Raw genomic sequence first — 26666 nt, 5'->3', positions numbered from 1 at the left:
GGGGAAACTGCTTTCCAGATCTTCGCCGGGCTCGCAGCATAAGTCTGCCCTGCGGCTGAGCTATTCCGCATTCAGAAAAACTTTGCGACGGAACCCTCCGCACCGCTCTCCGACCCCAACTCGATCCTGAAGATGCACCCAGGTTCGGGGAGAAGTGAGAAGGGGAGGCAGATTCCTCGGATGTGAAGGCGTGCTTCGCCCGCTACCCCTGCAACACCTCCCAAAGACCAGCCACCATGAGTGCGATGAGAACCGTTGGCAGTAAGAGCGACCGGCTCCTCTTCGATCTGGTTGACGTCGGATTGGTCGTGGACCGTCCAAGTAGCTGTTGGCCGGCTGGAGTCAGAGAATAGCATCCCGCGCGCGGGACGCGCAGGAACCCAAGGTCGACGAGCCGTTCGGCGAGGTCCACAACCTGTGGGGCGCCTCCATTGAGATTAAGAACACCGGCGTCCGCCATTTCGACACACTCAAGGAGTGCGATCCACGCGGCGGGCGGCTCGCTCCTGTTCGACGTGGCAATTGATGTGGGCCCGTTCATGACATCAGCCGCCGTTTCGCGTCCGTTCCCAGATGCGCGTCCAGGCGACCCGCTCGGCTGGACGGACCAGCCCGTCGCGCTCGAGGCGTCTCAGGAGATGCAGGATGCCGCTGTTGCTCATGCCGAGCGCGTCTCTCAACTCGGACTGCGTGCGCGGCCGTTCGAGGGCAGAAAGCACGTACCGGCGGCGCTCTTCGGGGCCGAACCTCTGCCGGCGGCGACGTCGTTCCGGTGCGCCGCCCGGCATCACGCCACCTCCCGCGTATCGCTGGAGGCGTCAGTTATGGCTGCCAGCGATTCCTCGGTGCTGGAGGCATACTGCACGAGAGGCCGTTTCAGGCCGTGGGTCACGAAGACCCTCTGAATGTCGCGGCTGGCGCCTGTGAGCCAGAGCGCGACCCCACGCTTGTGGGCCTTGTGGGCGAGACCCTCGATCATGTTGGCGCCGGTCGAATCGAGGAAGGGCACCGCCGAGAAATCCACGATGAGCGCCTTGTGGCTGTCCTGGATGCGGTCGAGAACCGAGCCTATGGAAGCGGTCGCACCGAAGAAGAGCGCGCCGGTGATGCGGTAGACCACCACCTCCGGGTTCGCGGCGACCTCTTCGTCATAGCTGCCACGCGGGTGCGCGCTGTCCGCCTCGTCTCGTCCCACGAAGGGCGTGTGGGTGGCGATGGCGGTGGTCTTGCTCATCCGCTGTATGAAGAGGACCGAGCCGAGCGCGAAGCCGACCACGATAGCCTCGGTCAGGTCGCGGAAGATCGTCAGGAAGAAGGTGGCGGCCAGCACCGTCGCCTCGCCCCAGCCCGAGCGGACGAGGATGGCGATGGCTGGCTTCTCGATCATGTTCCAGGCGACGACGGCGAGGACGCCTGCGAGCGCGGCCAGCGGAATGTAGGCAGCGAGCGGCGCGGCGATGAGCATGAAAAGCAGGATGAACAGCGCGTGCAACATGCCCGCGACCGGCCCGTGGGCGCCCGAGCGCACATTGGTCGCGGTCCGTGCGATGGTGCCTGTGACGCAGAAGCCGCCGAACAAGGCCGAGCCGATATTGGCCGCGCCCTGTGCCACTAACTCGCAGTTCGAGCGGTGTCGGCGCCCGGTCATGCCGTCGGCGACCACGGCGGAGAGAAGCGACTCGATGGCGCCCAGAAGCGTGAAGGAGATCGCGGCCGGTAGCACCGCCATGATATTTTCGAGCGAAAGATCCGGCAGGCTGGGGGCTGGCAGGGTCGAGGGGATGCCGCCGAACTTCGTCCCGATGGTCTGAACCGACAGGTTCAGGAGCGCCGCGGCCAGCGCCGCGACGCCCACCGCGATCAACATGCCCGGCCAATGCGGCTGCCAGCGACGGAGCCCGAGGATGATCGCCACCGTCGCCGCCGAGACGAGAAGCGCGGCCGGCGTAAGGCTCGCGCGGGCGTTCCACAGAGCCGGAAGCTTCTCGAGCAGTTCGCCCGGTTCATGATCCAGCGTCAGGCCAAAGAGCTCCTTGATCTGGCTCGCGAAGATGATGACCGCGATCCCAGCCGTGAAGCCGACCGTCACTGGGAAGGGAATGAACTTGATGAAGGTGCCAAGCCGCAGAAAGCCGACGGCTGCGAGCATAAGGCCAGAGAGGAAGGTCGCAAGGATCAGCCCCTCCATCCCGTGTTGCGAGACCGTTGCGGCGACCAGCACGATGAAGGCGCCCGCGGGCCCGCCGATCTGGAACCGCGACCCGCCAAGAAGCGAGACGAGGAAGCCCCCGACAATGGCGGTGTAAAGCCCCTGCGCCGGGGTCGCGCCCGAGGCGATGGCGATCGCCATGGAGAGCGGCAGCGCCACGATGGCGACGGTCAGCCCTGCAATGGCGTCGGCCCGCAGCTGCGGCAGCCCATAACCCTCGCGCAGGACGGTCACGAGTTTCGGGGTATGGAGCTCGGCGAAGCTGGGCGTGTCGCCGGTCTGTCTGGTCTGGTCTTTCATCTGGGGCCGCACCTTGAATGGGTTGCGGCGGGATCGTCGGCATGTCGTCGGCGGTCGCCGTCGCGAAGTCTGGGGTTAGTGTTTCGGGGGTGGAGATTTCAGGCGAACGCCGCGCCCGCCTGACGTGCTGGGGGTGCCTTCACCGATCAGTTCGACACCGGCAAGTTCCAGTGCCGCGACGACCTTGGTGAGGCTGTCGACCACGCCGCGCACATTTCCTGTGCTGGCCTCCATACGCTGGATGGTCGGAACGGACAGTCCCGACAGCTCGGCCAGGGTTTTCTGGTCGATGCCGAGAAGGGCACGCGCCGCGCGCATCTGGGGGCCGGTGATCATAGGGTAACCTCTGAACGGGGTGATACCCGTCTAGAGTATTAGACTTGATATTTAAAGTATCATGATAGCACTACTGCATATGCATTCTCGTCGAGTCATCCCCGACACAACGGTCCGCATCGGGGATGCTGAATCACAGCGATCTCAGGAACGCCATCAGGTCTTTGTCCTCCTTCCAGGAACGCCTTGGCCTTTCTTGGCCGACTTCGCAGAGCGCGACGGCGTTGGCTTTCAGTGTCAGGTCGATTTCGGCATAAATGTTGGTCGTGCTGATCGACACGTGCCCAAGCCAGGCGCGGATGGTGTTGATGTCCACCCCGGCAAGGACCAGATGGCAGGCGGTCGTGTGTCGGATCACGTGCGGCGTGATCGCACGGCCAGCGAGCATTGGAATTTGCGCAGCACAGCGCTCGATCAGGCGATAGACCCCAAAGCGCGTAAACCCTGTCCCAAGCCTGCTGACAAAGACAGGTGCGTCCATTTCGCGATCACGGATTTCGTGGGCAAGGACCCGCTCGGTTTCCGGCCATAACGGGCATTGCCGGATTTTGCCGCCCTTGCCATGAAGGGTTGCAAGATCGTGACCGCCCCTCTGCGCGCCAAGCGACAGATCCCGCACCTTCAGCTGCGTTGCCTCGGACACGCGCGCGCCTGTGTTGTAGAGGAAGAGCAGGAGGGCGTATTCGTGCTGTCCCCGGCCCGTTCTCCTGTCAGGCACCGCGAGCATCGCCTCCATTTCCGGCCGTGTCAGCCAGCCGACTGATGGCTGCATGGACTTTTTCGACGACATGGCGCGGATACACCCACACCACTCGACATGCGCCGGGTCCCTGCTGCCCACAAAGCGCGCAAAAGCCTTGATGCCGGCCAGCCGCTGATTTCGGGTCCGAACCGAACATCCGCGATGGTCCTCGACATGAGCGAGGAACTTTAGGACCAGCGACGACGCCAGATCGCGAACCATCAATCGGTCGACGGGTTTGCGCACCTCTCGGCTGGCGAATGGAAGAAGCAGTCGGAAGGTGTCGCGATAGCTGGACCGGGTGTTTCGGGCCAGGTTACGCTCGGTGACGATGTACTCGGTCAGGAAGCGCCGAAGCCAAGGCCCTAGAAGTTCATGCTCCCGCATCCTCGCCTCCATGGACAAAGCGCGCAAAACGCATCGACGCTTGGTTCAAGAGATCCGGGGTCATCGTCAGGTAGGCTTTGGTGCCTTCTAGATCGGAATGGCCGAGATAAGTGGACAGCACGGGCAACAACCGCTGCACATCTGCGCCTTCCCGATACCATGCGGACAGCCTGTGAACTGCAAAGCTGTGCCGGAGATCGTGCATGCGCGGCGCCGATCGACCTCCAGCGCTGCCTTGGATATCCGCAAGGCGCCGAAGCCGGTCGAACGCAGTCTGAACGGTGCTGCTTGCCAGCCGGGTCCCGTCCCTGTTCGACAGCAGGTATGCGGTACCATCCGGGGGCAAACCGCTGTCCCGGTGGCTGCGACAGGTGGTTGGCCAAAACCGTCGCAAGCGGCAATCCCGCAGGCACCAGCCTGTTCTTTTGGAACTTGGCGTCCCGGATTGTCAGGACGGAAGCTTTCAGGTCGACATCATCGCGCAAGAGCCCGGTGGCCTCGCTGAACCGAAGCCCTGCGCCATAAAGCAGCAAAAGGAGCGTACGGAACGTATGCGGGTCGAGCTGCTTGGCGCCCACAAGCGCAATCTCGATGTTTCGCGGATCGAACAAACCCCGCAATTGCGCATGAGAGTAAACGTGCGGCGGGGCGAGCAACGGTGCCCGGGCTTACTGTCACATTGAAGACAAGTTCAAAGATTTCCTTCTGCCCCGAATACTTGAGACAGGAGAGCCGGGACCGGCAGGCGCTGATGGCTTACATGACGGACTCTGGCACGAGTTTGTGCCGGTTGAGATCATGCCGCACCCGTCGCTGACCGAGAGTCAGCAGAAGGTTGTCGCAAAGGACTACGGCATGAAGGATGGTAAGGCTGTTCTGTCGGTGCGGTGTAGTATGCTGTTCTACGTGTTGAAAAGGCTGGGACTACAGCGTGATGCAGAACAGGAGGATCCGCGTACCCAACACATCGTGTTGACGAACAAGGGACATGTAGAGGAAGCGCGCAAACGGGCCGGGGCCTAGACCATGGTCCTTTCAGGGCAGGCTTTCGTTTCCGGCACTTGCCACAGACATCACGTCTTAAGGCATCTCGGCTATCTCCGGAGGTGCTCGTTTGCGCGGAAGTCTTTGGATTGACACCAATTGTCTGCAATATCTCTATTATGCGTCACACGCCTTGTGGCCGGGCAAAGTTGAACTATCACCCTGTCTCAAGGTGGGATCAGCCAGTTCTCGACCTGCAGGCCCCGCACGCGAGAAAACTCACCCGTGTTGGCTGTGACCAGAACCGCCCCGAGCGCATAGGCATGAGCCGCGATCAGAAGATCGTTCGGGCCGATCGGCTTGCCGGCGGCCTCGAGTTCGGCCCTTATTCCACCATACTCCGCATCAGCAGGGACATCGAATGCCAAGACCTGGATACTGCGTAGGATGGCTTCGACATTGGCCAGCAGCTTGGCCGAGCGCTTCCGCGCGCAGCCGTAGCGAAGTTCTGCGGCGTTGATGATACTGACGCAGACGGCCTCGGGCCCGACCTCGACGATGTGCCGTGTGACCGGGCCTTGTGGGTTGCGCACCAGATCGGACACGATATTCGTGTCCAGCATGTAAAGTCGGCTCAAAGGTCGACCTCGCGCGCGGGCAGGAGGGTCTCATCGACGTCGGGAAACTGGTCTTCTGGCCCGAGTGGTTCAAGATCTGCCAAGACGGCCAGCAGGCTTCGCCGCCGGACCGGCTCCAGGATCAGGCGGTCCCCGTCGCGGTGGATCATCACGCGATCACCCGGCAATTCGAAGTCGGCCGGGATGCGCACGGCCTGACTCTTGTTGTTGCGGAAGAGCTTGGCTTCCCGGCCCGGCAAGTGGTCATGGGTGTGAGCGTGCGGCATGGTAGCCTCCATTGCATATGCATTAGCATATACATGCTGAAGGCGTCGATTTCAAGCAGGCGTTCCGGACGCGACCGTTTCATACGATCCGTTACCTTACCCAATTACACCCAATTCCAAGCGGGGCTACGGTTTGGCGATACGGCATGAGTGATAGAAGCCAATTCTGTAGGCGGATTTCAGCGCAAGGCCTGCCATATCTCAGGCGGCAAGGTATTACTGACGGATCTGGCCAGCCGGCAGATAACCCCGCCGCACCTTCGGTCGGAGGGCTCGAGATGCCGCATTCTCCGCGTCTTCCAACGTGGGGAGGGTCTCGATGCTTGTCCGACCTTGCGTTCCGATCCGGCCCCAGGTCCGAAAGACGGAGACGTCCCCAAACAGTGTCGTCGCAACATCGATGCAATAGAACCGCGCCATGTTGGCCTCGGGATCGATGCGGTGCAGATGTGCCAGAGCCATGGCGGTCCCCCCCCCGCACAGAATCCGTCCGATCGCTCTTCAAGTCCAATGGATTTTCTGAATCGAACCCTGCGGACCGATTCAGAAACTTGATGGGGTGCCGTTCTGCCCGCGTGCATTGGCCACCAAGGGGTTGCTCCCTGGCGGCCTGCCAGTGTCAGACGGTTGCGACATTCCGCGAGTGTGGGACATCGACGACAACGAAACTCTTCGCGCGCCTCTTGTTGGGGGTGTACCAAACCGTCTTGCGTTCGCCGGTGTTGCTGAACTCATAGGTGACCCCGAGGACATTCTCAGGCAGATCCGGGTCGACCATCCATTCCACGGGCGTGCCAACACCAAGCTCGGCTGGCTGTGCGGCAAGTTCGAGGGGTTCCGTTTTCTGGTTGGCCATTTTTCGTCTCCCTCGGTTGTCGTTTGCAGCTGCGCCTTGTCCAGGGCCATGTCGAATGCCTCCTGGAACCGCGCGCGGAAGGCCGGACCCATGACCCGCGCCAATCCCAAAATGCCAAGCGGGTCGTGCCGGGCAGCCCGGTCGGCCGCGAAGTTCGGTCGCAGGGTCAGGGTCACGCTGGTTGGATGTTTGCCCCGCGCCCCGCGAGGCTCATGGACCTCCGGCATGCCATCGCGCTCCCAGTCGTCAAAGACCTGGTCACGCAGCCCCTGTGCCACGCGGCGGATCAGGAACTGGACCGAGCACCGCGCCACCGAGGCCCAGGTTTGTGCCAGGCGCGCTTGCCGGGACGTCAAGGAAAGCGCGACATAGACGACCTGCCCTCGCGCCGCTGAAGCAGGGACACGGGCAGAAGATTGCGCCGCAAGGTTCGCGGGCTTCTGATGTCCTCCCTCCTCTTTTCGGGTATCTTCCCTGATGCGGGTTGGCAGCCCGCCGTCATCGTGCTGAGGCATGACTTGTGCGGCGGCGGTCTCGACCGGAGGTCGCTCGGGCTCCCCCGACACTGCATTGACCGAAGACGGCGGCATCACGCGCGGCCTGTCGACCTCCGCAGGAGGTACAGCCATTCCACCAAACCCGAGCTTGGCCGAGAATCCCGCGTCCTGTCGGATGATCCGCATCTGATCTTTACGCGGTGCCATCACGCAGCCTCCGCCGGTGCCACGATCAACTGATCGATTTCGTCGAGAAGTTCCCCTGCCTCCTTCACGGCGGTCAGCAAATGCGCCGCCAACCCGCGGTTTGGCGTTTTGTCGGCGATCGGGCTGAGGAGCCCTTCCTTGTCCATCCGGACATAGGCGCTGCGATTGGACAACCAGGCCTCGCAGGCGGGCAGCGACCTGAAGAGTTCATCGGCCACCGCGCGCTCGGATTCCGAGAGCCTGACCTGCACACGACTGAATACGACAGAGAAGCCGGCCAGTTCATCCGCATTCTCGACCCGGCCGCGCAGCTTCAGATACCAGCTGGCGGTCTCAAGGGTCTCGCTGAGATCGCCGCGCGACAGCATCATCGGGCAGATGATCCGATGGGCTGCGACGGCCAGCACATCCTGCGCTTCTGACCCGCCACCGAAGGTGTCGATCAGGATCAGATGCTCTTGGTCAGGCTGCTCGTAGATCTGGTCAATCGCCTCGACGACCCGGTGCGCGTCAAGGGTGTGGATCACCTCGACCAGTGGCGACCAGTTTCCGGCCCCTTGCCCCGCCTGCATCCACTTGAGGCAAGACTTCGAGGCATCGGTGTCGAAGATCGTGACCGTCTCGCCGCGACTTGCCGCTGCGGAGGCAAGGGCACGGCAGAGTGTGCTCTTGCCCGATCCGCCCTTCCTGTTCATCACCAGTACAACCCGTATTCCGCAACCCATACCGCCTTCCTCACTTCGCATATCGACGATCCCATTTTCCTGAATGCGGATTGCTGAAATCGTTTATCCTAAATCACATCGCGTTAATCCGAAACCAGACCGCGAATATCAGAAAACATCTCGCGCAAACTCTATTGCGCAAGGCGTATCTCTTTAATCATTTGTCTGATTACTGGATGCGTATATCTTTTATCTGATCGCGCAATGCGTGTATCATGAGGCGTAGCCCTGATCACACGTCGCTGATGCCATAACACGCATCCTACACATCCTTTCTTCGAACCCGCAACACTGAACGGTTGGGTCCTAACATCAATAAAAACAGGGCGTTACCACCACTTCTTCCCGGGAAATGCCCTCCTGCCAAGGGCCTGGAGGGGCACCTTCTCCGGTTGCGCCTTGTGCATTCAGCGAACAGCGAAGTGCACTCGGTGTCAGGTGAGTTACCCAAGGGGAGCACAACCTGCAAGGGGTCACATCGCGCATAGATTGTGCTTGATCAAGGGGTGAAAGAAGGGAATAGAGAAGGTGGCAGGAAATGCGATGTGTCTACAAATAATCGGTGGCGGAAGTTGGCAGAAAAATCAGAGCCGCGCAAAATACGACTTAAGTCTGGGTCCGGTGTTTCAGCCAAAGCGAATTGCGATCTGGCTGATTCTGCAGCGCAGCAAGTGGCGCACCGCGGGCGACCGCGAGCCGTGAGTTTGGGCCAGGTTGTAAGTTGCCGTCTGCCTGCCGAAGAGCTTCAGGCCTTCGATGCGCTCTGCACCCAACTGGGCGCGAAATCCCGCTCTGACGGCGTGCGATCGGTGGTGCGGATGGCGGCAGGCTTCCTCGAGTTCAGCCGGGAAGACAGCACACGGCTGGAGGAGATCCGCTACGAGCTGGCCAAGATTGGCACCAATGTGAACCAGATCGCGCTGGCGGCAAACCGGGGCAGGGCGCCGATGGTCAAGGCGCAGTGGGCGTCGGTGGAAGAGCTGCGCCGGTCGCTGCCAATGGTGGCAAAGGCGATGAGCCAGATCATCGCAGAACGCCGTCGGCAGGGCGTGGCGCTGTTCCGAAAGTTTGTCGAAACCCAGGAGGGCGCGCGCCATGGTTAAGCTTGGATCGCGGCCCATCGGGCTGGCAGAGGCTGTTCTTGGCGACCTCGACTTCCTGCGCCCCCAGTCAGGGCGCGTGAAACCCGGTCCCTCTTCCTCCTCTCGGCAGGGCTTTCGATTCTCGCCGCGCGCCAGCCAGCTGTGGCGGTTTTCGCTGGGATCGAACGCCGCGGTCATCAAGAAGATCGGCAAGGGTGGCACGGCGAACGCGAAGGAGCTGGCGGCCCAGATGGACTACCTCTTCTCGAAGTCGGCATCGATCTTTGGCAACGGGGTCGTGCTGGATGCAGATGCCAAGGGGCTGACCAAGGACGAACGAAAAGACATCATCGGCGACTGGGTCGAAGATTGGCGTGGGTCGCCCAAGAACGGGCACACCAGCCATCTGCTGCTGAGCTTTCCGTCCCATGTGCGGCCGGAGAAGGCCAAGCTGATTGCAGAGGCCTGGGCCTTCGAGATGTTCCAGTCGGGCGACCATCAGGACGATATCTGGTCCTATGTCGCGGCGCTGCACACCGACCGGGCGCATCCGCATGTCCATATTGTCGTGAACAACCGAGGCACCCTGAATGACAGCTGGTTCTTCATGGCGAGGGAACATGTGTTCAACCTCGACGTGATGAAAACGCGCATGGTGGCCATTGCGGCGGAAGAAGGGGTGTTTCTGGACGCGACCTCGCGCGCGGAACGGGGGCTTCTGACCTATGGCCCCTCGCGGGCAGAGATCGAACGGGCGCGGGAAGAAGGCAGGGCACCGGAGGAACGGCCGCGCGAGGGTAGGGCGCTGGAGGATGCACTTGCCACGATGGCACGCACGGCGGACACCATGCGCAACCTCAGTCATGTGGCGGCTCTGACCGGGCTGCCGGAGATCGCCGAGAAGATTGCCAAGGCTGAGGAAGTACTTCGGCAGGGAGGGGTACTTTCACCCTTCCCGGCCGAGGCGGCGACGCTGGAGCGTGCTGATCTGGAGCGGCATTTCAGCGGATGGATGGCTGTGACCGAGGACAGGATCCGCAAGGCCCCGATCACCGAAAGGAAGGGCTTGCGAGACGAGCTTTATGCCTATGCCGTCGACATCGCACGTGGGCTTGGCGATGCCCGCGGCGCGCAGCTTCTGCAGATGATGCCACAGTCTATGGTCTACGGCGTGGCGCTTGAGGGCGATGCGCTGACGCGGGGACGTGCGGAGACGACCCTGCAGCCCGGGGCAACGGAGTGGTTGCGTGCGGTGATCGTGGCCGGCGCGAGTGCACTTGGCCTGAGCGGCGAACGAATTGCCAGCCGATTGGAGAGCGGGGCGGCGAACGCCTGGGAAGAGCGGGATTGGGTGCGCAGCGATCTTCTGCTCCTCGCCGGACGGCGACGACTGGACCTGCGCGACCCGGAGCAGGGACGGCGCATGGCCGGGGAGCTGCAGGGGTTTTATGACCGAGCGGCGGCGGCGATTGACCATACCGTTACCCATGAAACCGCGCCTGAGAACGACCGGCTCGTGCGCGCGCTGCGGTCCATGGGGCGGATCATGCAGGCCGGGGGGAAGGTCGGGTTCCGCAACGATACCCATGCCGAGCGGTTCGCGGCGGAACTGCGCGAGCGATATGGGGAGGGTGTCGTGGCGCAGCTTGCCGCAGGTCGGGCCGATGCGCTGGCACGGGATATTGAGGATGAGGGCGAGCGGCACTGGATTGCCCGGGCGGTGGTCTCAGCCGCGAAATCGCATGTGGCCTTTGGCCTGACATTGCGTGAGGTGGCAAAGGCAGAGCGGCAGCTGGCCGGTCGCCCTGAACACACGGGTCCGAAGGATTGGGAATTGTGAGGCGGTCCCGCCTGCCACGTCATGGACCTGCGTCGCCAATCTTTGGCAAGATCCGGTGTGCGGCCTGCGCTTTTCCTTCCGGCTCCGACGCCGTATCTCCCTGACAAGGCGCGACCGCGCCGCTAGGTTGGTCGCAGAAAATCAGACAGCCAGGGTAGGTGACAGGTGGCAAAGGGTCGGATCGATGCGGCATTGGCGGCCCTCGCGCAAGCTGGCGGCGACGGGTTCGGCGCGCGCCGCGACATCCTCGAACGGTTCAGCTTCGATCTCCTGCATCGCCCGGCCCTCGGCGGCCAGATCGTCGCGCGCCTCTGCGCGATCGACGATCCTTCGCCGAAGGACGAGGATCTGCTCGACCTGCTTGGCGCGGGCCTCGATGCAGCGCGCATCGCTTGTGAGAACGGTAAGGCGCGCGGGCAGGCCTTTCTCGCTGCGGTCGAAGACGCCCTCGCTCTCGCGCGGCGTCAGGGCCGGATGACGCCCTCGCACAACCTGATCTTGGCCCAACTCTGGACCCGCAACGGACTACCCGCGCCGGTTGCTCTGGAGTTGCAGCGTGAGGATGTCGTTGCCGGAGTTGGTCGGCGCACAGCCAATCCTGCCGAAGGCGACGCATTGCTTGACGGTCTCTTTGCCGAACTGATCCAGCAGGCAGAGGGCGAACCACTGGCATTGCACCATGCCCTGACCGAGAGCTTTCCGGCCATGCCCCCGGAGATGCGCGCTCATGTGGTGGCCTATTCGGTGGGCCGAAGTGACGCGCTCCATGCTGATCTCGCCTGTTTCTGGCTGCTCGATCCAGCCCCACCTATCCGTCTTGCCGCAGCACAAGGTCTGGCGGATCGGCTTGCACAGGGCACCCTTCCGGGCCGCATTCTCGCAACATTGGTCGTCCTGCGCAGTTGGATGCCTGAGGATGCCGCACGGGGGAGGGTCGATCAGGTTCTCAAGGAGGCCATGCGCAAAGGCGTTGTTGCCGACCCGGACCGGACCCCATGGATGATCCATGGCATCCGCGCCACCCTGCCGGATGGCGGCGGTGCCCAGAGCATCGGCATCGCCCTGCAATCGGGCACCCACCGCAAGATGGCGATGCTGCTCCTGAAACAGGGGCAGGGCGTGAAGGATGCCTATACCATCCCCTGTGCCAACGCCCGGGAGCAGAAGTCGATCACCGAGCGTATGTCGGAAGACGTCGGCGCGCTGAGCGTGACGGTCGAGTGTTTGCACAGGGCCCTCTCCGTCGCCCTGGCCGATGGCCTTGCGCAAGGCCGGCCGCCGGTTCCGGGCCTGATCGAGATTGCCCGGATCTGCGGGCTCACTGCTCTGCGCCCCGAGGTGAAATCGACGCCCGAACTGATAGCAGGCTTGGGATCATCCGCTACGGTCAAAGCGCTCTCGCAGCGGCAACAGGGTGCATTGATCATGGCCAGTGACGAATGGTGGGATCGGCACGAGATCATCGAAAGCTGGTTCGAGGACAGCGATGAAGCCCATGCGGTTCTCGACAAGGCGCGCAGCGCCCGCTCGGCGGAGGCCGCGCTCTGGAAATGGCTCGAGACCCGGCGCGACTGGTGGGCGCGCATCATGGCCCGCGCCGCCGATGTGCTGGAGACAGGTCTTCATCCGGATGCGGCCGGATTTGTGGCTTGCGCCACCGCGCTTCTCGAAGGCCGGGAGTTGAAGAAGATCCCGGTCATGCTCGACATTCATGAGCAGACCATCGAGGCCTGGATCCGGGACGATCCGGATTTCGATCCGGAGGCCTCACTCGAGGATCTGGCGGAAGCGGCCCCCGAGCCCGAGAAGAAGGGTGAAGTTGCCACGCTGCTGCGCGGAACGGGCCTTTCGTCCGACTGGCTTGATGGCTACCTGACCGGGATCGTCATCGCGCCGAAAGTCATCATGCCGAACCAATGGCTGCCCCGGATTCTGGATGCCGTCCTGCCGCGGATCGACCCGTCCCGGTTCCAGCGGTTCATGGACCTTCTGATGATGCGTGCCCAGGCGGTTGCCGAAATAGCGTCCGAGCCCACCGATCTCGCGGCCTCGATATACAGTCGATCGAAGAAGGGACAGGGGGATTGGGCATCCGGGTTTTCTGAGGCCTTGGACAGGTTTCGGTCGGCATGGCCGAAGAAGGGCATGACCAAGGAGGACCGCAGATTGATTGAAATCGGTGCGGCGGGCGTCGCTGGTGTTGATCTGTCTGAACTCGCTGCTTTGATCGCAGAACGGCAGGCGAAGAACTCAGGGTGAAGATGGGGCGAGAGGCGTCGCAAAGGGTGGATGTTGTGTGAAAACTCGGCCACCTGAACTGCGGACGGACGCAGCTGGGCCAGTTAGTGGAGTTCGGCTGGATGTGGTCGCAAGAGAACCCATGGAGGTGTCGGGCTGCGACGTCGGGCGTTCGAGGCTTCGACCAGATGTTCGTGCTCCCGACGCGAAACCCGCCGTTCCTGCCCGGTGGTGCAGCGGCTCTTGAAGTCACAGTCCTTGCAGGCGTTCGTCCAATACCGCCGCATTTGCAGACCTTGCTGCTCGGTGGTGGTGCGGTGTGTAAGCGTCTGGCCCGCCGGGCAGCGATAGATGTCAGCCTCATGGTTGTGGGCGAAATCGTCGTTAACGAAATGGCCCTTTGGCCGGGCGCCGGATGTGTCTGATCGGGGGACGGTTGCGGTAATGCCGATCTTCTGGCAGGCAGGGATCTTGAGCACACTGAAACAGCCTTTGTCGGCAAGGATGTGCATATCGTCTCGCTGCAATGCGACCTTCGCCTGTGTGGCCATTTTGCTCAGCAGGTCCCGGTCATGTCCCTGATTGGTGACCTCATGCGTCACGATCAGATGAGTCTCGGCATCCACGACGCTCTGGACATTGTGGCGCTGTGCTGCGCGCGTGTCGCCATGGCCCGCGCGCTCGATATCTGCTCGTCGGGGGCATCGGCTAGCGTCTTGTCGATGGCCAGCAGGCGTTTGATCTCCTTACGGATACGGTGATATCGGCGAGTCAGATGCGCCGCCCGCTCGGCCCGCGCTGTGCTGGTTTCCTGACGGTCGATCCGGTCGGTCTCCTCGATGCAGCGGCCGACCTCGGCTTCCGGATGGGCGAGGCGGATGGTGATCTGGCCCTTCAGCACACCGATGCGGCGGCAGAGATCGATAAACTCGCGCAGGTCTTCCGGATGGCAGGGCCGTTCTGCCGCCGGAAATCTGCAATGGTTTTGTGATCTGGAATCAGCCGCCTGGTCAGCCGCATCGCCTCGATATTGCGCCCAGCCTCACATTCCAGATGGCGGCTGGAAGGGGTCCGGTTCAGATAACCGTAGATGAACAGCTTCAGCAGCACAGCCGGGTGATACCCCGGTCGCCCGGTACGGGCAGTGGCATGGTGTTGAAACCCGAGCGCGGGCAGATCGAGTTGGTTAACGAACAGATCGACCACACGCGCAAGGTGATCTTGCCCGATCCACTCGTCCAGATGCTCCGGAAAAAGAGTCGTCTGATCCCGGCCGCCCCCGATGAAACGCGCCATGAAAACCCTCCAAACTATGAGTAAGTATACAATAAATATCGGTTCTACACAGTCTCGGCGGAAAGCAGGCGGTCAAGTGTAAGGGGTCGCGTAAGAGCAAGCAGTTGCTGCTCATATTGCCTTTCGTGAAACGATTGTTTTGTTTGGAAGCCGGTTTGCCTCCGGTGTGTTCCACTTTGGGTGGTGGCTCTGGAAGTCTTTGGGTGGAAGCTCTTTGATTATACGGATGATAGGACGCGCTCTCCGAGTGAACAAACCTTGTGCGCTGATGTTTGGACGCAGAACACAGCCTCAAGAAGAATTCCGATAAAAACACTCTTGTAAATTCCCCGCCAACTCTCTACGCGGTCACCTAGTGTTTTTGTCAGAAATGGAATGACCATGCACACCACCACCTGTCCTGCGGCTCTGTGCGGTCTTACAGCGGCCCTGCTGTCCACGACCGCACTGGCCGAGGCGACAACCTACCCCCTGACGATCGAGAACTGCGGCGAGCAGGTGACCTTCGCCAAGGCCCCGGAACGCGCGGTGGCGCTTGGCCACAACAGCGCCGAAATCCTGTTCCTGCTCGGACTTGAGGACAAGATGGCCGGAACGGCCTTCTGGCCCAATCGGGTCCTTCCGGAACTTGAGGCTGCTTATGCAAAGGTCGAGGTGGTGGCTGTCGAATTCCCGACTCTGGAGGCCATTCTCTCCAAGCAGCCCGATTTCGTCCCGGCGATGCTGGTGACGCTTCTTGGTCCCGACAGCAAGGTGGCCAAACGCGAGGATTTTGAGAAGCTGGGCATCCCGACCTATCTGTCACCCAGCGCCTGCACGACGGTGGCGGACACCGAGAACACGACGGGCAGCAAGGCCACCAGCGTCTATGGCCTACGTGAAAACCTGTGGAACATGGATCTGCTCTATCAGGAAATCGGCGATCTGGCGCGGATCTATGATGTGCAGGACCGCGGTCAGACGCTGATCGCCGATCTGAAGGCGCGCGAAGCCACGTTGCGCGAGGAATTCGCGCGGCGCGACGATCTGACGTTCCTGTTCTGGTTCTCGTCGCCCTCGCCATCGGACGATGCTTATCTGGCGGGCGGCAACGGCCCCTCTGGCTATATCGCCGATCTGCTTGGCGGATCGAACGCGCTCAAGACCGAGGCTGAATGGCCCGCGTTGGGATGGGAAGGCATCATGGCCTCGAACCCCACAGTGATCGTGGCGGCACAGGTGGATCGCAAGCGCTGGGGTCTGGACGAGTCGCAAACCAAGATCGAATTCCTGACGACCGATCCGGCGGTCAGCCAGATGGAAGCCGTCAAGGCCGGCCGCATCGCGGTGATGAGCGGGTCGTCGATGAACCCGTCGGTCCACACGCTTTTCGGCGCAGAGCAACTGGCAGAGCAACTGCGGGCTTTCGATCTGCAGTGATGGATGCTGATACAAAACAGTGCGGGGCAAGCGGGCTTGCCCTGTTCCTTGGGCTGGTCATGATCCTGCTTGTCGTCGCGGTCGCGTTTGCGGCCGCGATTGGCGATTACAGGATCGACGTCGGCACTGTGTTTCTGGCCGTGACCAACGGCCTGGGTCTGACGAGCGCCGACATCCCACCGATAGAGCAAAGCGTGGTCTGGGACTTGCGGCTCAGCCGGGCTTTGGTAGCGGCCCTTGCGGGCGCGGGGCTGGCGATCTGCGGGGCGATCCTACAGGCGCTGTTGCGCAATGCGCTGGCCGAGCCCTTTGTGCTGGGTGTTTCAGCCGGTGCTTCGACGGGAGCGGTGGCGGTGATCGTGCTGGGAATCGGCGCCGGCAGCCTGTCGCTGTCGATGGGTGCCTTTGCCGGAGCCTTTGCGGCTTTTGCGCTGGTGGCACTCTTGTCGAACGGTGCGACGAGCGGGCCGAACCACACGATTCTCGCGGGTGTCGCCGCCTCGCAACTGTTCAATGCGCTGACCTCCTACGTCGTCACCACCTCGGGCAATGCCCAGCAGGCACGGGACGTGATGTTCTGGCTTCTGGGCAGTTTCGGCGGGGTGCGTTGGCCGGATTTCCAGCTTCTGGTCATCGTGGTGGCCATCGGCCTCGTAATCTGCCTGCTCATGGCGCGGTCACTGGATGCCTTCACCTTCGGCGACGAGGATGCGGCATCGCTTGGCGTGCCGGTTGCCCGCATTCGGCTGATCCTTTTCGGCGTGACGGCGCTGATGACCGCCACTATTGTCAGCATGGTCGGCACCATCGGCTTCGTCGGCCTCGTGGTGCCACATGCCGCGCGGTATATTGTGGGCCCCCTGCACCTGCGCCTTCTGCCTGCCTGCGCCGCGGTGGGGGCCGTGTTCCTGGTGCTGGCCGACATCGCCTCGCGCGTGGTGGCCGAACAGCAGACCATCCCAATCGGGGTCGTGACGGCGCTGGTGGGCGTGCCCTTCTTCGCCATCATCCTTTACCGCGCAAGGCCGCAGACATGACCGTGACGGCTAAGAACCTTGTTTGGGGCGCGCAGCGCAAAACGATCGTCAATAACGTCTCGTTGGATGTCGCCGAAGGCGAAACCCTCGGCCTGATCGGCCCCAACGGATCGGGCAAGTCGTCGCTGCTCAGGCTTCTGTCCGGGTTGAGGGCTCCGCTGTCCGGGCGGGTCGAGATTCTGGGACAGGACATTGCCCGTGTTTCGCGGAAGACCTTGGCGCGGCAACTGGCCTTCGTCCAGCAGAACGCCACTACCGATACCAATGTTTCCGTTCGTGATGTGGTGCGGCTGGGTCGGACGCCGCACCGCTCGGCTCTGGCGGGGTGGACTGCTGCGGACGAGGCCGCTGTCTCTGCCGCGCTGGAACGAGTAGAAATGGCGGGCCGCCGAGCGCAGGCTTGGCAAACCCTGTCGGGCGGTGAACGCCAACGGGTTCACATTGCCCGTGCTCTTGCCCAAAGCCCGCGAGTGATGTTTCTTGACGAGCCGACGAACCATCTCGACATTCACCATCAGATCGAAATCCTGCGCATGGTGCGGCGGCTGGATGTGACCAGTGTCGTCGCCCTGCATGATCTGAACCTTGCCGCCACATTCTGCGACCGGATTGTGGTGTTGCAAGCCGGAGCGGTGGTGGCCTGTGGAACGCCTGCGGGCGTGCTGACACCGCCGCTGTTGCGTGATGTCTTCCAAGTGGAGGCTGAGGTGACCTTCGAGCCACAAACGGCACGGCCGCATATCCGTTTCAGGGCAGCGTGACTCGTGTGCCCTGCCGGTCCGCATCCTGCGATGCCCCATAGGGACGAGGCGCTCGGCATCCTCCTGCGCATTGCGGCGACATTTGCCTTTGCTGTCATGGGTGCCTGCATCAAGGCCCTTGAGAACGGAGCGCCCTTGGGACAGGTCGTCTTTTTCCGATCCGCCTTCGCGTTGATTCCGCTGGTCGCATTCCTGTGGTGGTCGGGCGTCTTTCCATCGGGTCTGGCCAGCAAACGCCCGCTCGGGCATGTGCTGCGCTGCCTGATGGGCGCAACGGCGATGTTTACCTCATTCGCCACGATCCGCCTGCTGCCGCTGGCAGAGGCCACGATGCTATCCTATCTCGCCCCTGCAATGATGGCACTGATGGGGTGGATGCTGCTTGGGGAACGATTAGGCCTCCGGCGGCTGGGCGGCGTGAGCATGGGGCTTGCCGGCGGCGTGGCCTTCAGCCTGCCAACCCTCTCCGGAAACCTGCCGGACGGTGCACAGCTCGGCGTGGCTCTGGGTGTGGTGACGGCGGTGCTGACAGCTGGGGCGCTGATTCAGGTCAGGCGTCTGACAATGCTGGGGGAAGGAGCAGCGGCCATCGCCTTCTGGTTCGCCGTCGTCTCAGCGCTTGCCGGAGCCGCCACGCTGCCGATGGGCTGGGTGCGGCCTGATGCTGCGCAACTCGCACTGCTTCTGGGGGCGGGGCTTACGGGCGGCATCGCCCATATTCTGATGACCCTCTCCTTCCGACATGCCGAGGCCTCCGCCCTGGCGCCATTCGAATACCTCTCGGTCCTCTGGGCCGTGGTCCTCGGGTTGATGATCTTCGGTGAAATGCCCAGCTGGTCTTTCCTGATGGCCGCTCCCCTCATCCTTGTAGGGGCATTCATTGCTGCACCGGTGGCGCGAAAACGAGGGACAAGATAGCTGCACAAGCACTGAAACGTGCGCGATTCTAGATGCTTGAATAAGCGTGAGCATCCAATTTGTGAAGTCCGTCCACGAAAGGCAATGCAACCAACAGGCAGCCAAAGGCTGACGTTACCCTGTTAGATCATCCAGACTCACGCCGAGCGCATCGGCCAGGGCAGGTAATGTTGCGATTGAGCCCTGCTTTCGACCGGTCTCGATTTTCGGCGATGGTAACACGCCTCAAACCCGATTTTCTGGCCAGCGCTGCTTGAGTCAGGCCGCACAGATTGCGGTAGACGCGCAAGGCGCTTTCACCATTCAGAAGGCGGTCCGCATACTCTGCAGGTATCAGCGCGGCAGTATTCGAGGAAAGCCGCCGCAAGGCCTTGACCGCGGCTTTCGTATCGCTGATCTGCTGCATGATGTAACTTTAGGCGACATGCTAATGACGGCCAAGCAGAATGTCGCTCAGCCGCGAGCTGCCTGGTCGATATAAACTGGCTGGGCAAAGGCCACAGATCGGCCCCTTCCAATAGTGTCAGAGCATCCTCCAATACAACGTCCATATAGCGAACGGTGATGCCCATCTTGGTGTGACCCAAGAGCAGCTGTTAAATGACATCAGGAGCTGACCACGCGGCGTGGCGACGAACCTCCCCCTTCATTCTGGATCGAATATTGGTGTTGTCTTGCGCCGGGGCGGGCTTCTGCAGAAGCTCGCTCCGGCGCTTTTCGCGAAGTCGATAACTCTCGTCGCAGAGGATGGCCACGTGGCTAAGGTTTAGCATTCGGTCGAGGATCGCGGTGGGAACCACGGGGCGGACAAATGCTGCAGTACATGGCTAGGCCACCACGCCAAAGGTCGTTGCTCAGCTTATGGGTTTAACCGACTCTTTCAACTGATCGAGCACCTGCGCGTGATCCATGAGGCCGATTTCAACCATCTTGCTGACGAAAGTGACTCCCTCCTTCTCAGCCTGCTTTACGAGTGCCGAGACCTTCGCATACCCCAGTTCTGAAACCATGGCCGTGGCCAGAGCGGGCGAGTTCAGCAGCAGTTCAAGTGCCCGCTCGGGGCGGGCCTCGATACCGCTTACACACCTGTCTGCGAACAGCTGACTGCCCCGGGTCAGGAGGCGGATGCTCTCGAACAGGCGCGACGCGACTGCGGGCTCGAAATGATTGATCTCCAGCTGGCCAGCCATAGAGGCCAGTGCAACCGTCTGATCATTCCCCGCCAGGGCGAAAGCAATCTGTTGCATCATCATCGGCAGAACGGGGTTGATCTTCCCCGGCATGATCGAGGAGCCGGGCTGAACGGCTGGCAGGCGGATCTCGCCGAGGCCGGTCTGCGGGTCAGACGATAACAGGATCAGGTCATGCGCGATTTTCGCGATGGTCTCGGCAGCGATACGGATCTCGGACGAAACCCGTGCGAAGGTGTCCGAATTCTGCATCGCGTCGAAAGGATCGTCCGCGCGGCGCACCGGCAGCGACAGTTCCGCCTGAAGATGAGCGTATAGGGCCGCCGAATAGCCGGGGTCGGAGCCAAGGCCCGTGCCGATCGCGCTGCCCCCCAGCGGAAGTTGCAGCAATTCCTCCGCCGTCGCGGCAATCTTTCCGGCCTGACGCCGTGCTGCACTGGCGTAGCCGCCGAATTCCTGGCCCAGCGTCATCGGCTGCGCCGCCTGCATGCAGGTACGGCCGATTTTCAGCACATCGCCGAAGTCCGCGGCTCGCGCGGCAAAGGCATCTGCCAGATGGGTCAGTGCCACAACCAAAGGCTGTACAGCCTCATAAACCGCAAGTTTCAACGCCGAGGGCACGACATCATTGGTCGATTGCCCATGATTGACGTGATCATTCGGATGCAGGATGGCGTAATCCCCCGCCGTGTGCCCAAGGATCTGCAAGGCCCGGTTCGCGATCACCTCATTCGCGTTCATGTTGATCGAGGTGCCGCCTGATCCTTCAAGAATATCGATGATGAACTGGTCATGGTGCTGGCCCGCCAGCAGCTCGTCACAGGCCGCAATGATCGCATTTGTGAGCTGGGGTTCCAGCACCCCGATCTCACGATTGGCGAGAGCCGCCGACTTTTTGATCACCGCCAGAGCGCGCACCAAGCCCGGATGATCACCGATTGTCAGGCTGCCAAGCGCCGAATTCTCGGACCCGCGCAAAGTGTTGACGCCATAAAGCGCCACATCTGGCAGCTCACGCGCGCCCAGACCATCAGTTTCGATACGAGTCATGCCCGGAAGTCCTGTTCTGAGAGTGTTGGAATGCCCACGGCGCATGATGAGGCCCACGCCGTGGCTGTTGAGACAGGCAATCAGCCTGAAAAAGCGGAGGAACCCGAGAATCCGGGGTCAGAGAACCTGGCTGAGGAACTGCCGTGTTCTCGGGTCTGAGGCATTGGTGAAGAAGGTCTCGGGCGGACCATGTTCGACGATCACGCCTTTATCGGTGAAGTAGATATGGTCGGCCACCTCACGCGCGAAGCCCATTTCGTGGGTCACAAGGATGCAGGTCATGCCCTCGGCGGCCAGATCCTTGATCGTCACCAGCACCTCTTTCACCGTTTCGGGGTCAAGCGCGGCGGTCACCTCATCGAACAGCATGATGTCTGGCCGCATGGCGAGGCTGCGGGCAATGGCGACGCGTTGCTGCTGACCGCCCGAAAGCTCCCCGGGATAGCTGTTTTCTTTGCCCTCCAGCCGCACCTTGCGGATCAGCTCTCGGGCGCGTTTTTCGACTTCGACCCGGTTCTCTTTGAGCACTTTGACCGGCGCCATCATCACGTTTTGCAACGCGGTCTTATGCGGGAAAAGGTTGTACTGCTGGAACACCATGCCAATCTTCTTGCGCAATGCCAGCTTGTCGAGCTTTGCATCATGCACCTCCTGGCCCTCAACCTGGATTGAGCCGCCCTGAATATCGGCCAACGCATTGATGCAACGGATGAGCGTCGACTTCCCCGAACCTGATGGTCCGATGATACAAACCACCTCGCCCTTCATGATGTCGAGGCTGATCCCGTTCAGCACCTGCACCGTGCCATAGGATTTCCGCACATCCTTCAGCGAAACGATGGGTTGCGCCTCTGTCCATCTGCCTTCTGTATGAGCCATGGTGAGTCCTTACAATTTCACGGAATAGCGGCGTTCAAGCCAGGATGTGACAAGGCTGATCGGGTAGCAGTAGGCGAAGAACCAGCTCAGGACATAAAGATACATCGGGATCAGGATATCGGGCCTGCCCTCGGCCGAGAGAGCCGAGCGCGTATAGCCCATGATGTCGTCCACCCCGATGATCGACACCAGCGGCGTCGCCATTGTCAGCACCGCGTAAAGGTTCATCCAGTTCGGCAGGATCCGCTTTACCGTCTGCGGAAGGATCACCATCCGCATCGTCTGGCCCCGGGTGAAGCCAAGCGATTCCGCGCTTTCCCATTGCCCGGTCGGAACCGACAGGATCGCGCCGCGCACATATTCCGACATATAGGCCATGACCGGCAGCGAGAGGCCAATCACCGCTTTTAGCCAGCCAGGAAAAGGCACGGTGATGCCGAAAGCCGTGACCTGAAACGGGATCAGCAGGATCGAGTAGAACAGCAGAACCAGCCAGGGCGAGTTGCGGAAGAACTGCGTCACCAGCCATGCGAATTTGCGTACCGGCATCAGCGGTGAGACCTGCAGGATACCGAGCATCACCCCCAGTACAGTCCCGATCAGCATCGAAAGAAGCGAGATCAGTACATTATAGGCAAAGCCCTCTCCCAGCAGCGGCGTCCATTTCAGAAGTACCGAGAAGACAGACGGCTGCGCCGAAGCAGCATCCTGCGCCCAGGCCGCCCCGATCAGGCTGGCGGTCAGTCCGGCAAAGAGCAGCGTCATCGAGACCGGGTTGAGCAAAGTCTCGCGCCAGTTCAGTGCCGACGCCGCATATGCACGGCGCGGCAAAAGCACATCCATATGACCTGGGCGCCGCAGCGCCGGATTGCGGGCAGGCTCGGGGATCGGAGGCAACCACATATCAGACTCCATATCCCGGGATGCGCAGGGATCTTTCCCAGCGCCCCATGATCCAGACCAGCACCGCGACCAGCAGAATGTAGCTCAGCAAAAGAATGGTCATCATCTCACGGACGTTCAGTTGCTCGGACCAGATCTGCGCCGCCGAATACAGGAGTTCAGGCACCGCGATCGCATAGGCCAGCGTGGTCGTTTTCACGAGATTGACGAGGTTCGTTCCGAGAGAGGGCAGAGAGATGCGCAGCGCCAGCGGCAGGACGACATAGATATAGGTCTGGAGCCGGGTGAAGCCGAGCGCCTCTGCCGCCTCAAGGGTGGATTTCGGCACCGCATCAATGCCAGAGCGAAAGATCTCGGTATTCAGCGCGCCAGCAAAGAGCGTCAGCGAGATCACCGCCCAGCTGAAGGCCGAAATCATCGGCACGCTCATCCCGGCGTCATTCTGCACCCGCAGGATCGAGCCAAGCGCGAAGAAGAAGAAGTAAAGCTGAACCAGTGGCGGCGTATTGCGGAAGAAGGTCACGAAAAGACCTACCGGCAGCCGCAAAAGCCGCGATTGCGCCCCCTGAGCCCAGGCACCGACCACGCCCACCAGAAGTGAGAACAGGATCGACAGGACGGAAAGCTTCACCGTCATCCAGAGCCCGCTGAGGAATTGGGCGCGGTCCCAGGCGTCGTAGCCGATTGTCAGATTGATGCCATGGCTCTGACGCAGCCACTGGAAAAACGTCTCGACTGTTTCCACCGAACCCTCCGGGAAACGGGCCGGCCCGACCAAGCGACCGGCCGGAACAGGATGAGTTACTTGAACTTCTCGTGCTGCTCTTCAAGGAAGGGGCTGGCGGCGATGCCATTGGCGGCATTCGCCTCGATCAGGTAGCCGGTCTTGTGCCAGTCGGTGATGATCTCGCTGATCTTGAGACCATAGGGACCGTCCAGTTCAGCAAGCGGCACGGCGATCGCCCAGGGCTGCAGCTGTTCGGTGACGAAGGGCATCTCGTAATCTGCCCAGGAACCCTCGGATGCCAGTTGGCTCTCGATCCATGTATTGTCATAGAGCAGGCCCACGCAGCTGCCATTGGTCAGTGCGGCCGTCGCTTCGGGCACACCAGCAAAAGCGAGGATATTGGCTTTGTATTTCTGGGTGGTTTCGCGGATGTAGTAGCTGCCCTGAATGGCGCAGAGATCCTTGCCTTCCAGATCAGTCCATTCTTTCAGTCCGTTTGCCTTCGGGGCCAGCACGTTGGCGCCGCCGGCATAGTAGTTCGGCTCGACCATGCCGACCACTTCGCGGCGTTGCGGATTGTCACCCAGGGTCGCGATGATCAGATCGATCCGGCCCTGTTGCAGGAACTCCATCCGGTTCGAAGCCACGACAGGCACCAGCTCGACCTCGACGCCAAGGCGGCTGGCAATGTCCTTTGCAAGGTCGATTTCCAGCCCGACAATATTGCCGCTGGCATCCAGATAGCCCCAGGGGCGGTAGTCGTTCTTGACCCCGACGACGATCTTCCCCGCTGCCGCGATTTTCTCAAGCGTATCGGCCGAGGCAAGCCCGGTGCTAGCCAGCAGCACGCCGAGAGTGAGTTTGAGAATGGCTTTCATTCGATGTCTCCCATTTGGTATGCCACTGATATCCAGTGGTTTTTTTGCTTGCATTCCAAAGGCACCCCCTGCCGGGGGCCAGCGCGGCGGAGCCAGGGCCCGTTTTCGCACCAGTGGAATCATTTTATTGTGCAGCAAGGTGAACAATGTCTAATACTCACCAAGTGACATATTTTATTCATTTGAGGACATGACCTTGTCTGAACGGGCAGAGAAATTCGGCTTCATCCTGATTGAGGATTTCGCACTTATGTCTGCGGCTTCATCGGTGGACCCGCTGCGAGCGGCAAATCAGATGTCAGGGCGAGTGCTCTATGAAACCTGCTTCCTCTCTGTCGCGGGAGGGCCGGTTCGGTCGTCTTGCGGTGGTCTTTTCGAGACGATCCCCTTCAGCCAGGCCCCGCCCGATCTTGACTGGCTGTTCATCGTCGCGGGCGGCAATCCCTTCACAACGGAACGGCCAGACTGCCTGACCTTCCTGCGCCAAGCGGCGCGTCGTGGCATTTCGTTGGGTGGAATTTCAGCCGGGGTGGTGTTGCTGGCCAAGGCCGGGCTCTTGTATGAGCGGCGGATTGCCGTTCACTGGGAATATGTTCATGCCCTGCGTGAGCTGTTGCCGGAGCTGCTGACGGAACAGCACCTCTTTGTGCTGGATCGTGACCGGGTCACCTGTGCAGGAGGCGTTGCCGGGCTTGACATGATGCACGCGCTGATACGCTCGCGGCATGGCCATGAACTGGCCGCCAAAGTGAGCGGCCGTTTTATCTACACCCGCATCCGTACTCCAGAAGTTGCCCAGCGAGGCATCGGCATGGAACAGTCAAGCCACCGGACAGGCGTGTTTGCCGCCTTGCGGCTGATGGAGGATCACATCGCCGACCCTTTGCCGTTAAAGCACCTTGCGCGGCTGGCAGGCCTCAGCAGCAGGCAGTTGCAGCGGCAGTTTCAGGGTGATCTGGGGCGGTCGGTGATGGCAGCCTACACCAGTCTGCGCCTCACAAAGGCAGATGAGTTGCTACGGCAGACCAAGCTCCCAATCAGCCAGATCGCATTTGCGACCGGATTCTCAAGCCAGGCCAATTTCACGCGTTCATTTGTCCGTTGCTTCGGGCTGACCCCGTCGGAGCGCAGGATAGGCAGTCGCATAGGAGGGGGCGATCTCTCACCCAGGCTCAGGACCCATTGATTGTGGCAGGGACTGATGTACCATGAGAAGATCGAGCGGTGATATGATGGATACTTCTGGCTCAGTGATGCGCGGCTGGCGTGTCTGTGGCGGAGCCTACGATCAGCAGGTGGCGGATGTCGGTTTTACCATCTTGCTGACCGATCCGAGCCGGGTCTTGCCGCCCGCCGATCTCCGCGGGGGCACCTAACCTAGCCATACCGCGAAGTTGCGCCCACGGTTGAACGTATCGAGTTCCGGTGCAAACTCCGCGACGGTCCAATTGACAGAATGATGTAGAGACGACGCAGCTAGGCGAGGCCATGAACTTAAACTAAGAAATGAAAGGCTAATTTGGGTCGCAGGTGGTGGCGGTGTGTAATGCGCGTGCCACCACCTGCTTCCCCCAGGTACAAGGGGACCCCGGACGACCGGGAGCTGGGTCGCCTGCCAGAGCGATATGTGTGCAAGCTCTGGTAGAGCGTTCAGTCGCATGTACGGCGATTAAAGTCACGGAGAGAATTCAAGATAAATTTCACCGGACTCTTAAGAACCGGTTGATAAACTTCCCACCACGACTCAAGGTTGCAACAGCGGTAGGCCTTCCTATCAGCTCTCAAACTTACCCCTGCCGTCTCGTGCGGCAGGTTTTTTCATAGTCTGGCCTATTGGCAAATTTCCATCTTGCTCGTGACTTGTCTCAGAAGCCTAAATGTTGCGATCATAGAGACGCAGCGGGGCCAGGGCTGGCTGACTAGGTTGTGAGCCAAAGAACTTGCAGTCACCCGTTCCTGGCCTTCGTGTGGCGCTAATGATCTGAGTGCCGGATCGCAGGTGGCGGTGGGGTGTAACTGCGGGTACCGCCACCTGCTTCCCCCAGCTTGCGAGCGGGTGGAAGGCGGCAGTGAAAACAAAGCCGCCTGTCAGGGCAATGAGATTGCGAGCCCTGACTCTTCGACAACTGCCCCAGATGGTCGCCAAAAGTCACGGGGAAGATTCATGATAAAGTGTCACCATATTCTTCGGAATAGGTTGATAATTGGTACTGTCGCAAACTTTCGACTTTCGGGGCGCGCATGATATTCCAGCGTTGTAAGGGAGTTGGTGAGAGGCGATTGGCGTGATCGAGTTCAAGG

General features: G+C 61.3%; 25 protein-coding genes and 2 pseudogenes. 9 read left to right on the top strand and 18 right to left on the bottom strand.

Annotation, left to right across the window (positions count from 1 at the left end; all coding sequences use genetic code 11):
* Positions 1-545: 545 nt before the first annotated feature.
* From C8N34_RS24060 to C8N34_RS27205, 6 genes and pseudogenes are all read right to left on the bottom strand, one after another.
* On the bottom strand, positions 546-788 hold the full coding sequence (locus tag C8N34_RS24060; RefSeq protein ID WP_108130812.1) for a winged helix-turn-helix transcriptional regulator: 243 nt from the start codon (positions 786-788) through the stop codon (positions 546-548).
* On the bottom strand, positions 788-2509 hold the full coding sequence (locus C8N34_RS24055; RefSeq protein WP_108130811.1) for a SulP family inorganic anion transporter: 1722 nt from the start codon (positions 2507-2509) through the stop codon (positions 788-790). Before C8N34_RS24055 ends, C8N34_RS24060 begins: the two co-directional genes overlap by 1 nt.
* 75 nt (positions 2510-2584) lie before the next feature.
* Complete coding sequence (locus C8N34_RS24050; protein ID WP_108130810.1) at positions 2585-2845, bottom strand: helix-turn-helix domain-containing protein; 261 nt, start codon at positions 2843-2845, stop codon at positions 2585-2587.
* Positions 2846-2978: 133 nt separating this feature from the next.
* Entirely contained in the window at positions 2979-3974 is a 996-nt protein-coding gene (locus C8N34_RS24045; RefSeq protein ID WP_108130809.1) for a tyrosine-type recombinase/integrase, read from the bottom strand.
* Complete coding sequence (locus tag C8N34_RS27210) at positions 3961-4320, bottom strand: tyrosine-type recombinase/integrase (protein WP_277878429.1); 360 nt, start codon at positions 4318-4320, stop codon at positions 3961-3963. Before C8N34_RS27210 ends, C8N34_RS24045 begins: the two co-directional genes overlap by 14 nt.
* Before the next feature lie 79 nt (positions 4321-4399).
* Positions 4400-4552: pseudogene (locus C8N34_RS27205) on the bottom strand (tyrosine-type recombinase/integrase); the annotation flags it as partial.
* Between the two features lie 205 nt (positions 4553-4757).
* Here C8N34_RS27205 and C8N34_RS27380 point away from each other — a divergent pair.
* Complete coding sequence (locus C8N34_RS27380) at positions 4758-4997, top strand: BrxR family transcriptional regulator (protein WP_479684408.1); 240 nt, start codon at positions 4758-4760, stop codon at positions 4995-4997.
* A 188-nt stretch (positions 4998-5185) separates the two neighbouring features.
* On the opposite strand, the gene C8N34_RS24030 is transcribed toward C8N34_RS27380, so the two are convergent.
* From C8N34_RS24030 to C8N34_RS24010, 5 genes are all read right to left on the bottom strand, one after another.
* The gene (locus C8N34_RS24030) at positions 5186-5581 is read right to left on the bottom strand and encodes a type II toxin-antitoxin system VapC family toxin (protein ID WP_199750768.1); all 396 of its coding nucleotides are present in this window, start codon (positions 5579-5581) and stop codon (positions 5186-5188) included.
* Between the two features lie 11 nt (positions 5582-5592).
* Positions 5593-5862, bottom strand: a complete 270-nt coding sequence (locus C8N34_RS24025; RefSeq protein WP_108130815.1) for an antitoxin — start codon at positions 5860-5862, stop codon at positions 5593-5595.
* 216 nt (positions 5863-6078) lie between these two features.
* Positions 6079-6324 carry a WGR domain-containing protein gene (locus C8N34_RS24020; RefSeq protein ID WP_108130806.1) on the bottom strand — a complete coding sequence of 82 codons (246 nt, stop codon included), beginning with the start codon at positions 6322-6324 and terminating at the stop codon, positions 6079-6081.
* A gap of 157 nt (positions 6325-6481) precedes the next feature.
* Positions 6482-6718 carry a hypothetical protein gene (locus tag C8N34_RS24015; RefSeq protein WP_108130805.1) on the bottom strand — a complete coding sequence of 79 codons (237 nt, stop codon included), beginning with the start codon at positions 6716-6718 and terminating at the stop codon, positions 6482-6484.
* Between the two features lie 703 nt (positions 6719-7421).
* On the bottom strand, positions 7422-8168 hold the full coding sequence (locus C8N34_RS24010) for a nucleotide-binding protein (protein WP_108130804.1): 747 nt from the start codon (positions 8166-8168) through the stop codon (positions 7422-7424).
* Positions 8169-8851: 683 nt separating this feature from the next.
* On the opposite strand from C8N34_RS24010, the gene mobC reads away from it, so the two are divergent.
* The 3 genes from mobC (at position 8852) to C8N34_RS23995 (ending at position 13328) form a co-directional block, all read left to right on the top strand.
* Positions 8852-9250 carry a plasmid mobilization relaxosome protein MobC gene (gene mobC / locus C8N34_RS26515; RefSeq protein WP_158640810.1) on the top strand — a complete coding sequence of 133 codons (399 nt, stop codon included), beginning with the start codon at positions 8852-8854 and terminating at the stop codon, positions 9248-9250.
* A complete protein-coding gene (locus tag C8N34_RS24000) occupies positions 9243-11069 on the top strand; it encodes a relaxase/mobilization nuclease domain-containing protein (RefSeq protein WP_108130802.1) in 1827 nt (608 codons plus the stop codon). The genes mobC and C8N34_RS24000 overlap by 8 nt, the downstream gene beginning before the upstream one ends.
* Positions 11070-11234: 165 nt before the next feature.
* Positions 11235-13328, top strand: coding sequence for a UPF0149 family protein (locus C8N34_RS23995; protein WP_108130801.1), 2094 nt, complete (start codon positions 11235-11237; stop codon positions 13326-13328).
* A gap of 107 nt (positions 13329-13435) precedes the next feature.
* Here the strand turns inward: C8N34_RS23995 and C8N34_RS27010 are convergent.
* Positions 13436-14603, bottom strand: a pseudogene (locus tag C8N34_RS27010) (transposase); the annotation flags it as partial.
* Between the two features lie 375 nt (positions 14604-14978).
* Between C8N34_RS27010 and C8N34_RS23975 the strand changes: the two are divergent.
* From C8N34_RS23975 to C8N34_RS23960, 4 genes are read left to right on the top strand one after another with little or no spacing between them, the layout of a single operon-like run.
* The gene (locus C8N34_RS23975) at positions 14979-16022 is read left to right on the top strand and encodes an ABC transporter substrate-binding protein (RefSeq protein WP_108130797.1); all 1044 of its coding nucleotides are present in this window, start codon (positions 14979-14981) and stop codon (positions 16020-16022) included.
* A complete protein-coding gene (locus C8N34_RS23970) occupies positions 16022-17059 on the top strand; it encodes a FecCD family ABC transporter permease (protein ID WP_108130796.1) in 1038 nt (345 codons plus the stop codon). The genes C8N34_RS23975 and C8N34_RS23970 overlap by 1 nt, the downstream gene beginning before the upstream one ends.
* Positions 17056-17820, top strand: a complete 765-nt coding sequence (locus tag C8N34_RS23965; RefSeq protein WP_108130795.1) for an ABC transporter ATP-binding protein — start codon at positions 17056-17058, stop codon at positions 17818-17820. The genes C8N34_RS23970 and C8N34_RS23965 overlap by 4 nt, the downstream gene beginning before the upstream one ends.
* A gap of 30 nt (positions 17821-17850) precedes the next feature.
* Positions 17851-18738 carry a DMT family transporter gene (locus tag C8N34_RS23960; RefSeq protein ID WP_108130794.1) on the top strand — a complete coding sequence of 296 codons (888 nt, stop codon included), beginning with the start codon at positions 17851-17853 and terminating at the stop codon, positions 18736-18738.
* A gap of 127 nt (positions 18739-18865) precedes the next feature.
* Here C8N34_RS23960 and C8N34_RS23955 read toward each other — a convergent pair whose 3' ends face one another.
* The 6 genes from C8N34_RS23955 to C8N34_RS23925 all read right to left on the bottom strand — a co-directional run bounded on the left by C8N34_RS23955 (position 18866) and on the right by C8N34_RS23925 (position 24365).
* The gene (locus C8N34_RS23955) at positions 18866-19144 is read right to left on the bottom strand and encodes a hypothetical protein (protein ID WP_242013909.1); all 279 of its coding nucleotides are present in this window, start codon (positions 19142-19144) and stop codon (positions 18866-18868) included.
* A 448-nt stretch (positions 19145-19592) separates the two neighbouring features.
* The gene (locus C8N34_RS23945) at positions 19593-20978 is read right to left on the bottom strand and encodes an aspartate ammonia-lyase (RefSeq protein ID WP_108130793.1); all 1386 of its coding nucleotides are present in this window, start codon (positions 20976-20978) and stop codon (positions 19593-19595) included.
* Positions 20979-21095: 117 nt separating this feature from the next.
* Positions 21096-21857, bottom strand: coding sequence for an amino acid ABC transporter ATP-binding protein (locus C8N34_RS23940; protein ID WP_108130792.1), 762 nt, complete (start codon positions 21855-21857; stop codon positions 21096-21098).
* A 9-nt stretch (positions 21858-21866) separates the two neighbouring features.
* Entirely contained in the window at positions 21867-22760 is an 894-nt protein-coding gene (locus C8N34_RS23935; RefSeq protein WP_108130791.1) for an amino acid ABC transporter permease, read from the bottom strand.
* Position 22761: 1 nt separating this feature from the next.
* The gene (locus C8N34_RS23930) at positions 22762-23505 is read right to left on the bottom strand and encodes an amino acid ABC transporter permease (RefSeq protein WP_108130814.1); all 744 of its coding nucleotides are present in this window, start codon (positions 23503-23505) and stop codon (positions 22762-22764) included.
* Positions 23506-23561: 56 nt separating this feature from the next.
* Positions 23562-24365 carry a transporter substrate-binding domain-containing protein gene (locus C8N34_RS23925; RefSeq protein WP_108130790.1) on the bottom strand — a complete coding sequence of 268 codons (804 nt, stop codon included), beginning with the start codon at positions 24363-24365 and terminating at the stop codon, positions 23562-23564.
* Positions 24366-24561: 196 nt separating this feature from the next.
* Between C8N34_RS23925 and C8N34_RS23920 the strand changes: the two genes are divergently transcribed.
* Positions 24562-25551: a GlxA family transcriptional regulator gene (locus tag C8N34_RS23920; RefSeq protein WP_158640809.1), complete on the top strand. Its 990-nt coding sequence runs from the start codon at positions 24562-24564 to the stop codon at positions 25549-25551.
* The last annotated feature ends 1115 nt before the right edge of the window (positions 25552-26666 follow it).

The organism is Gemmobacter caeni (assembly GCF_003054195.1).
GTDB classification, from domain to species: Bacteria; Pseudomonadota; Alphaproteobacteria; order Rhodobacterales; family Rhodobacteraceae; genus Gemmobacter; species Gemmobacter caeni.
Note: the sequence above shows the minus strand (reverse complement) of the source record. Positions and strands in the feature narration are given on the sequence as shown.

Excerpts from the sequence above, each read along its gene's own strand:
- C8N34_RS24060 (WP_108130812.1), bottom strand. The coding sequence starts at position 788 with ATGCCGGGCGGCGCACCGGAACGACGTCGCCGCCGGCAGAGGTTCGGC.
- C8N34_RS24055 (WP_108130811.1), bottom strand. The coding sequence starts at position 2,509 with ATGAAAGACCAGACCAGACAGACCGGCGACACGCCCAGCTTCGCCGAG.
- C8N34_RS24050 (WP_108130810.1), bottom strand. The coding sequence starts at position 2,845 with ATGATCACCGGCCCCCAGATGCGCGCGGCGCGTGCCCTTCTCGGCATC.
- C8N34_RS24045 (WP_108130809.1), bottom strand. The coding sequence starts at position 3,974 with ATGCGGGAGCATGAACTTCTAGGGCCTTGGCTTCGGCGCTTCCTGACC.
- C8N34_RS24030 (WP_199750768.1), bottom strand. The coding sequence starts at position 5,581 with ATGCTGGACACGAATATCGTGTCCGATCTGGTGCGCAACCCACAAGGC.
- C8N34_RS24025 (WP_108130815.1), bottom strand. The coding sequence starts at position 5,862 with ATGCCGCACGCTCACACCCATGACCACTTGCCGGGCCGGGAAGCCAAG.
- C8N34_RS24020 (WP_108130806.1), bottom strand. The coding sequence starts at position 6,324 with ATGGCTCTGGCACATCTGCACCGCATCGATCCCGAGGCCAACATGGCG.
- C8N34_RS24015 (WP_108130805.1), bottom strand. The coding sequence starts at position 6,718 with ATGGCCAACCAGAAAACGGAACCCCTCGAACTTGCCGCACAGCCAGCC.
- C8N34_RS24010 (WP_108130804.1), bottom strand. The coding sequence starts at position 8,168 with ATGCGAAGTGAGGAAGGCGGTATGGGTTGCGGAATACGGGTTGTACTG.
- C8N34_RS24000 (WP_108130802.1), top strand. The coding sequence starts at position 9,243 with ATGGTTAAGCTTGGATCGCGGCCCATCGGGCTGGCAGAGGCTGTTCTT.
- C8N34_RS23975 (WP_108130797.1), top strand. The coding sequence starts at position 14,979 with ATGACCATGCACACCACCACCTGTCCTGCGGCTCTGTGCGGTCTTACA.
- C8N34_RS23970 (WP_108130796.1), top strand. The coding sequence starts at position 16,022 with ATGGATGCTGATACAAAACAGTGCGGGGCAAGCGGGCTTGCCCTGTTC.
- C8N34_RS23965 (WP_108130795.1), top strand. The coding sequence starts at position 17,056 with ATGACCGTGACGGCTAAGAACCTTGTTTGGGGCGCGCAGCGCAAAACG.
- C8N34_RS23960 (WP_108130794.1), top strand. The coding sequence starts at position 17,851 with ATGCCCCATAGGGACGAGGCGCTCGGCATCCTCCTGCGCATTGCGGCG.
- C8N34_RS23955 (WP_242013909.1), bottom strand. The coding sequence starts at position 19,144 with ATGCAGCAGATCAGCGATACGAAAGCCGCGGTCAAGGCCTTGCGGCGG.
- C8N34_RS23945 (WP_108130793.1), bottom strand. The coding sequence starts at position 20,978 with ATGACTCGTATCGAAACTGATGGTCTGGGCGCGCGTGAGCTGCCAGAT.
- C8N34_RS23940 (WP_108130792.1), bottom strand. The coding sequence starts at position 21,857 with ATGGCTCATACAGAAGGCAGATGGACAGAGGCGCAACCCATCGTTTCG.
- C8N34_RS23935 (WP_108130791.1), bottom strand. The coding sequence starts at position 22,760 with ATGTGGTTGCCTCCGATCCCCGAGCCTGCCCGCAATCCGGCGCTGCGG.
- C8N34_RS23925 (WP_108130790.1), bottom strand. The coding sequence starts at position 24,365 with ATGAAAGCCATTCTCAAACTCACTCTCGGCGTGCTGCTGGCTAGCACC.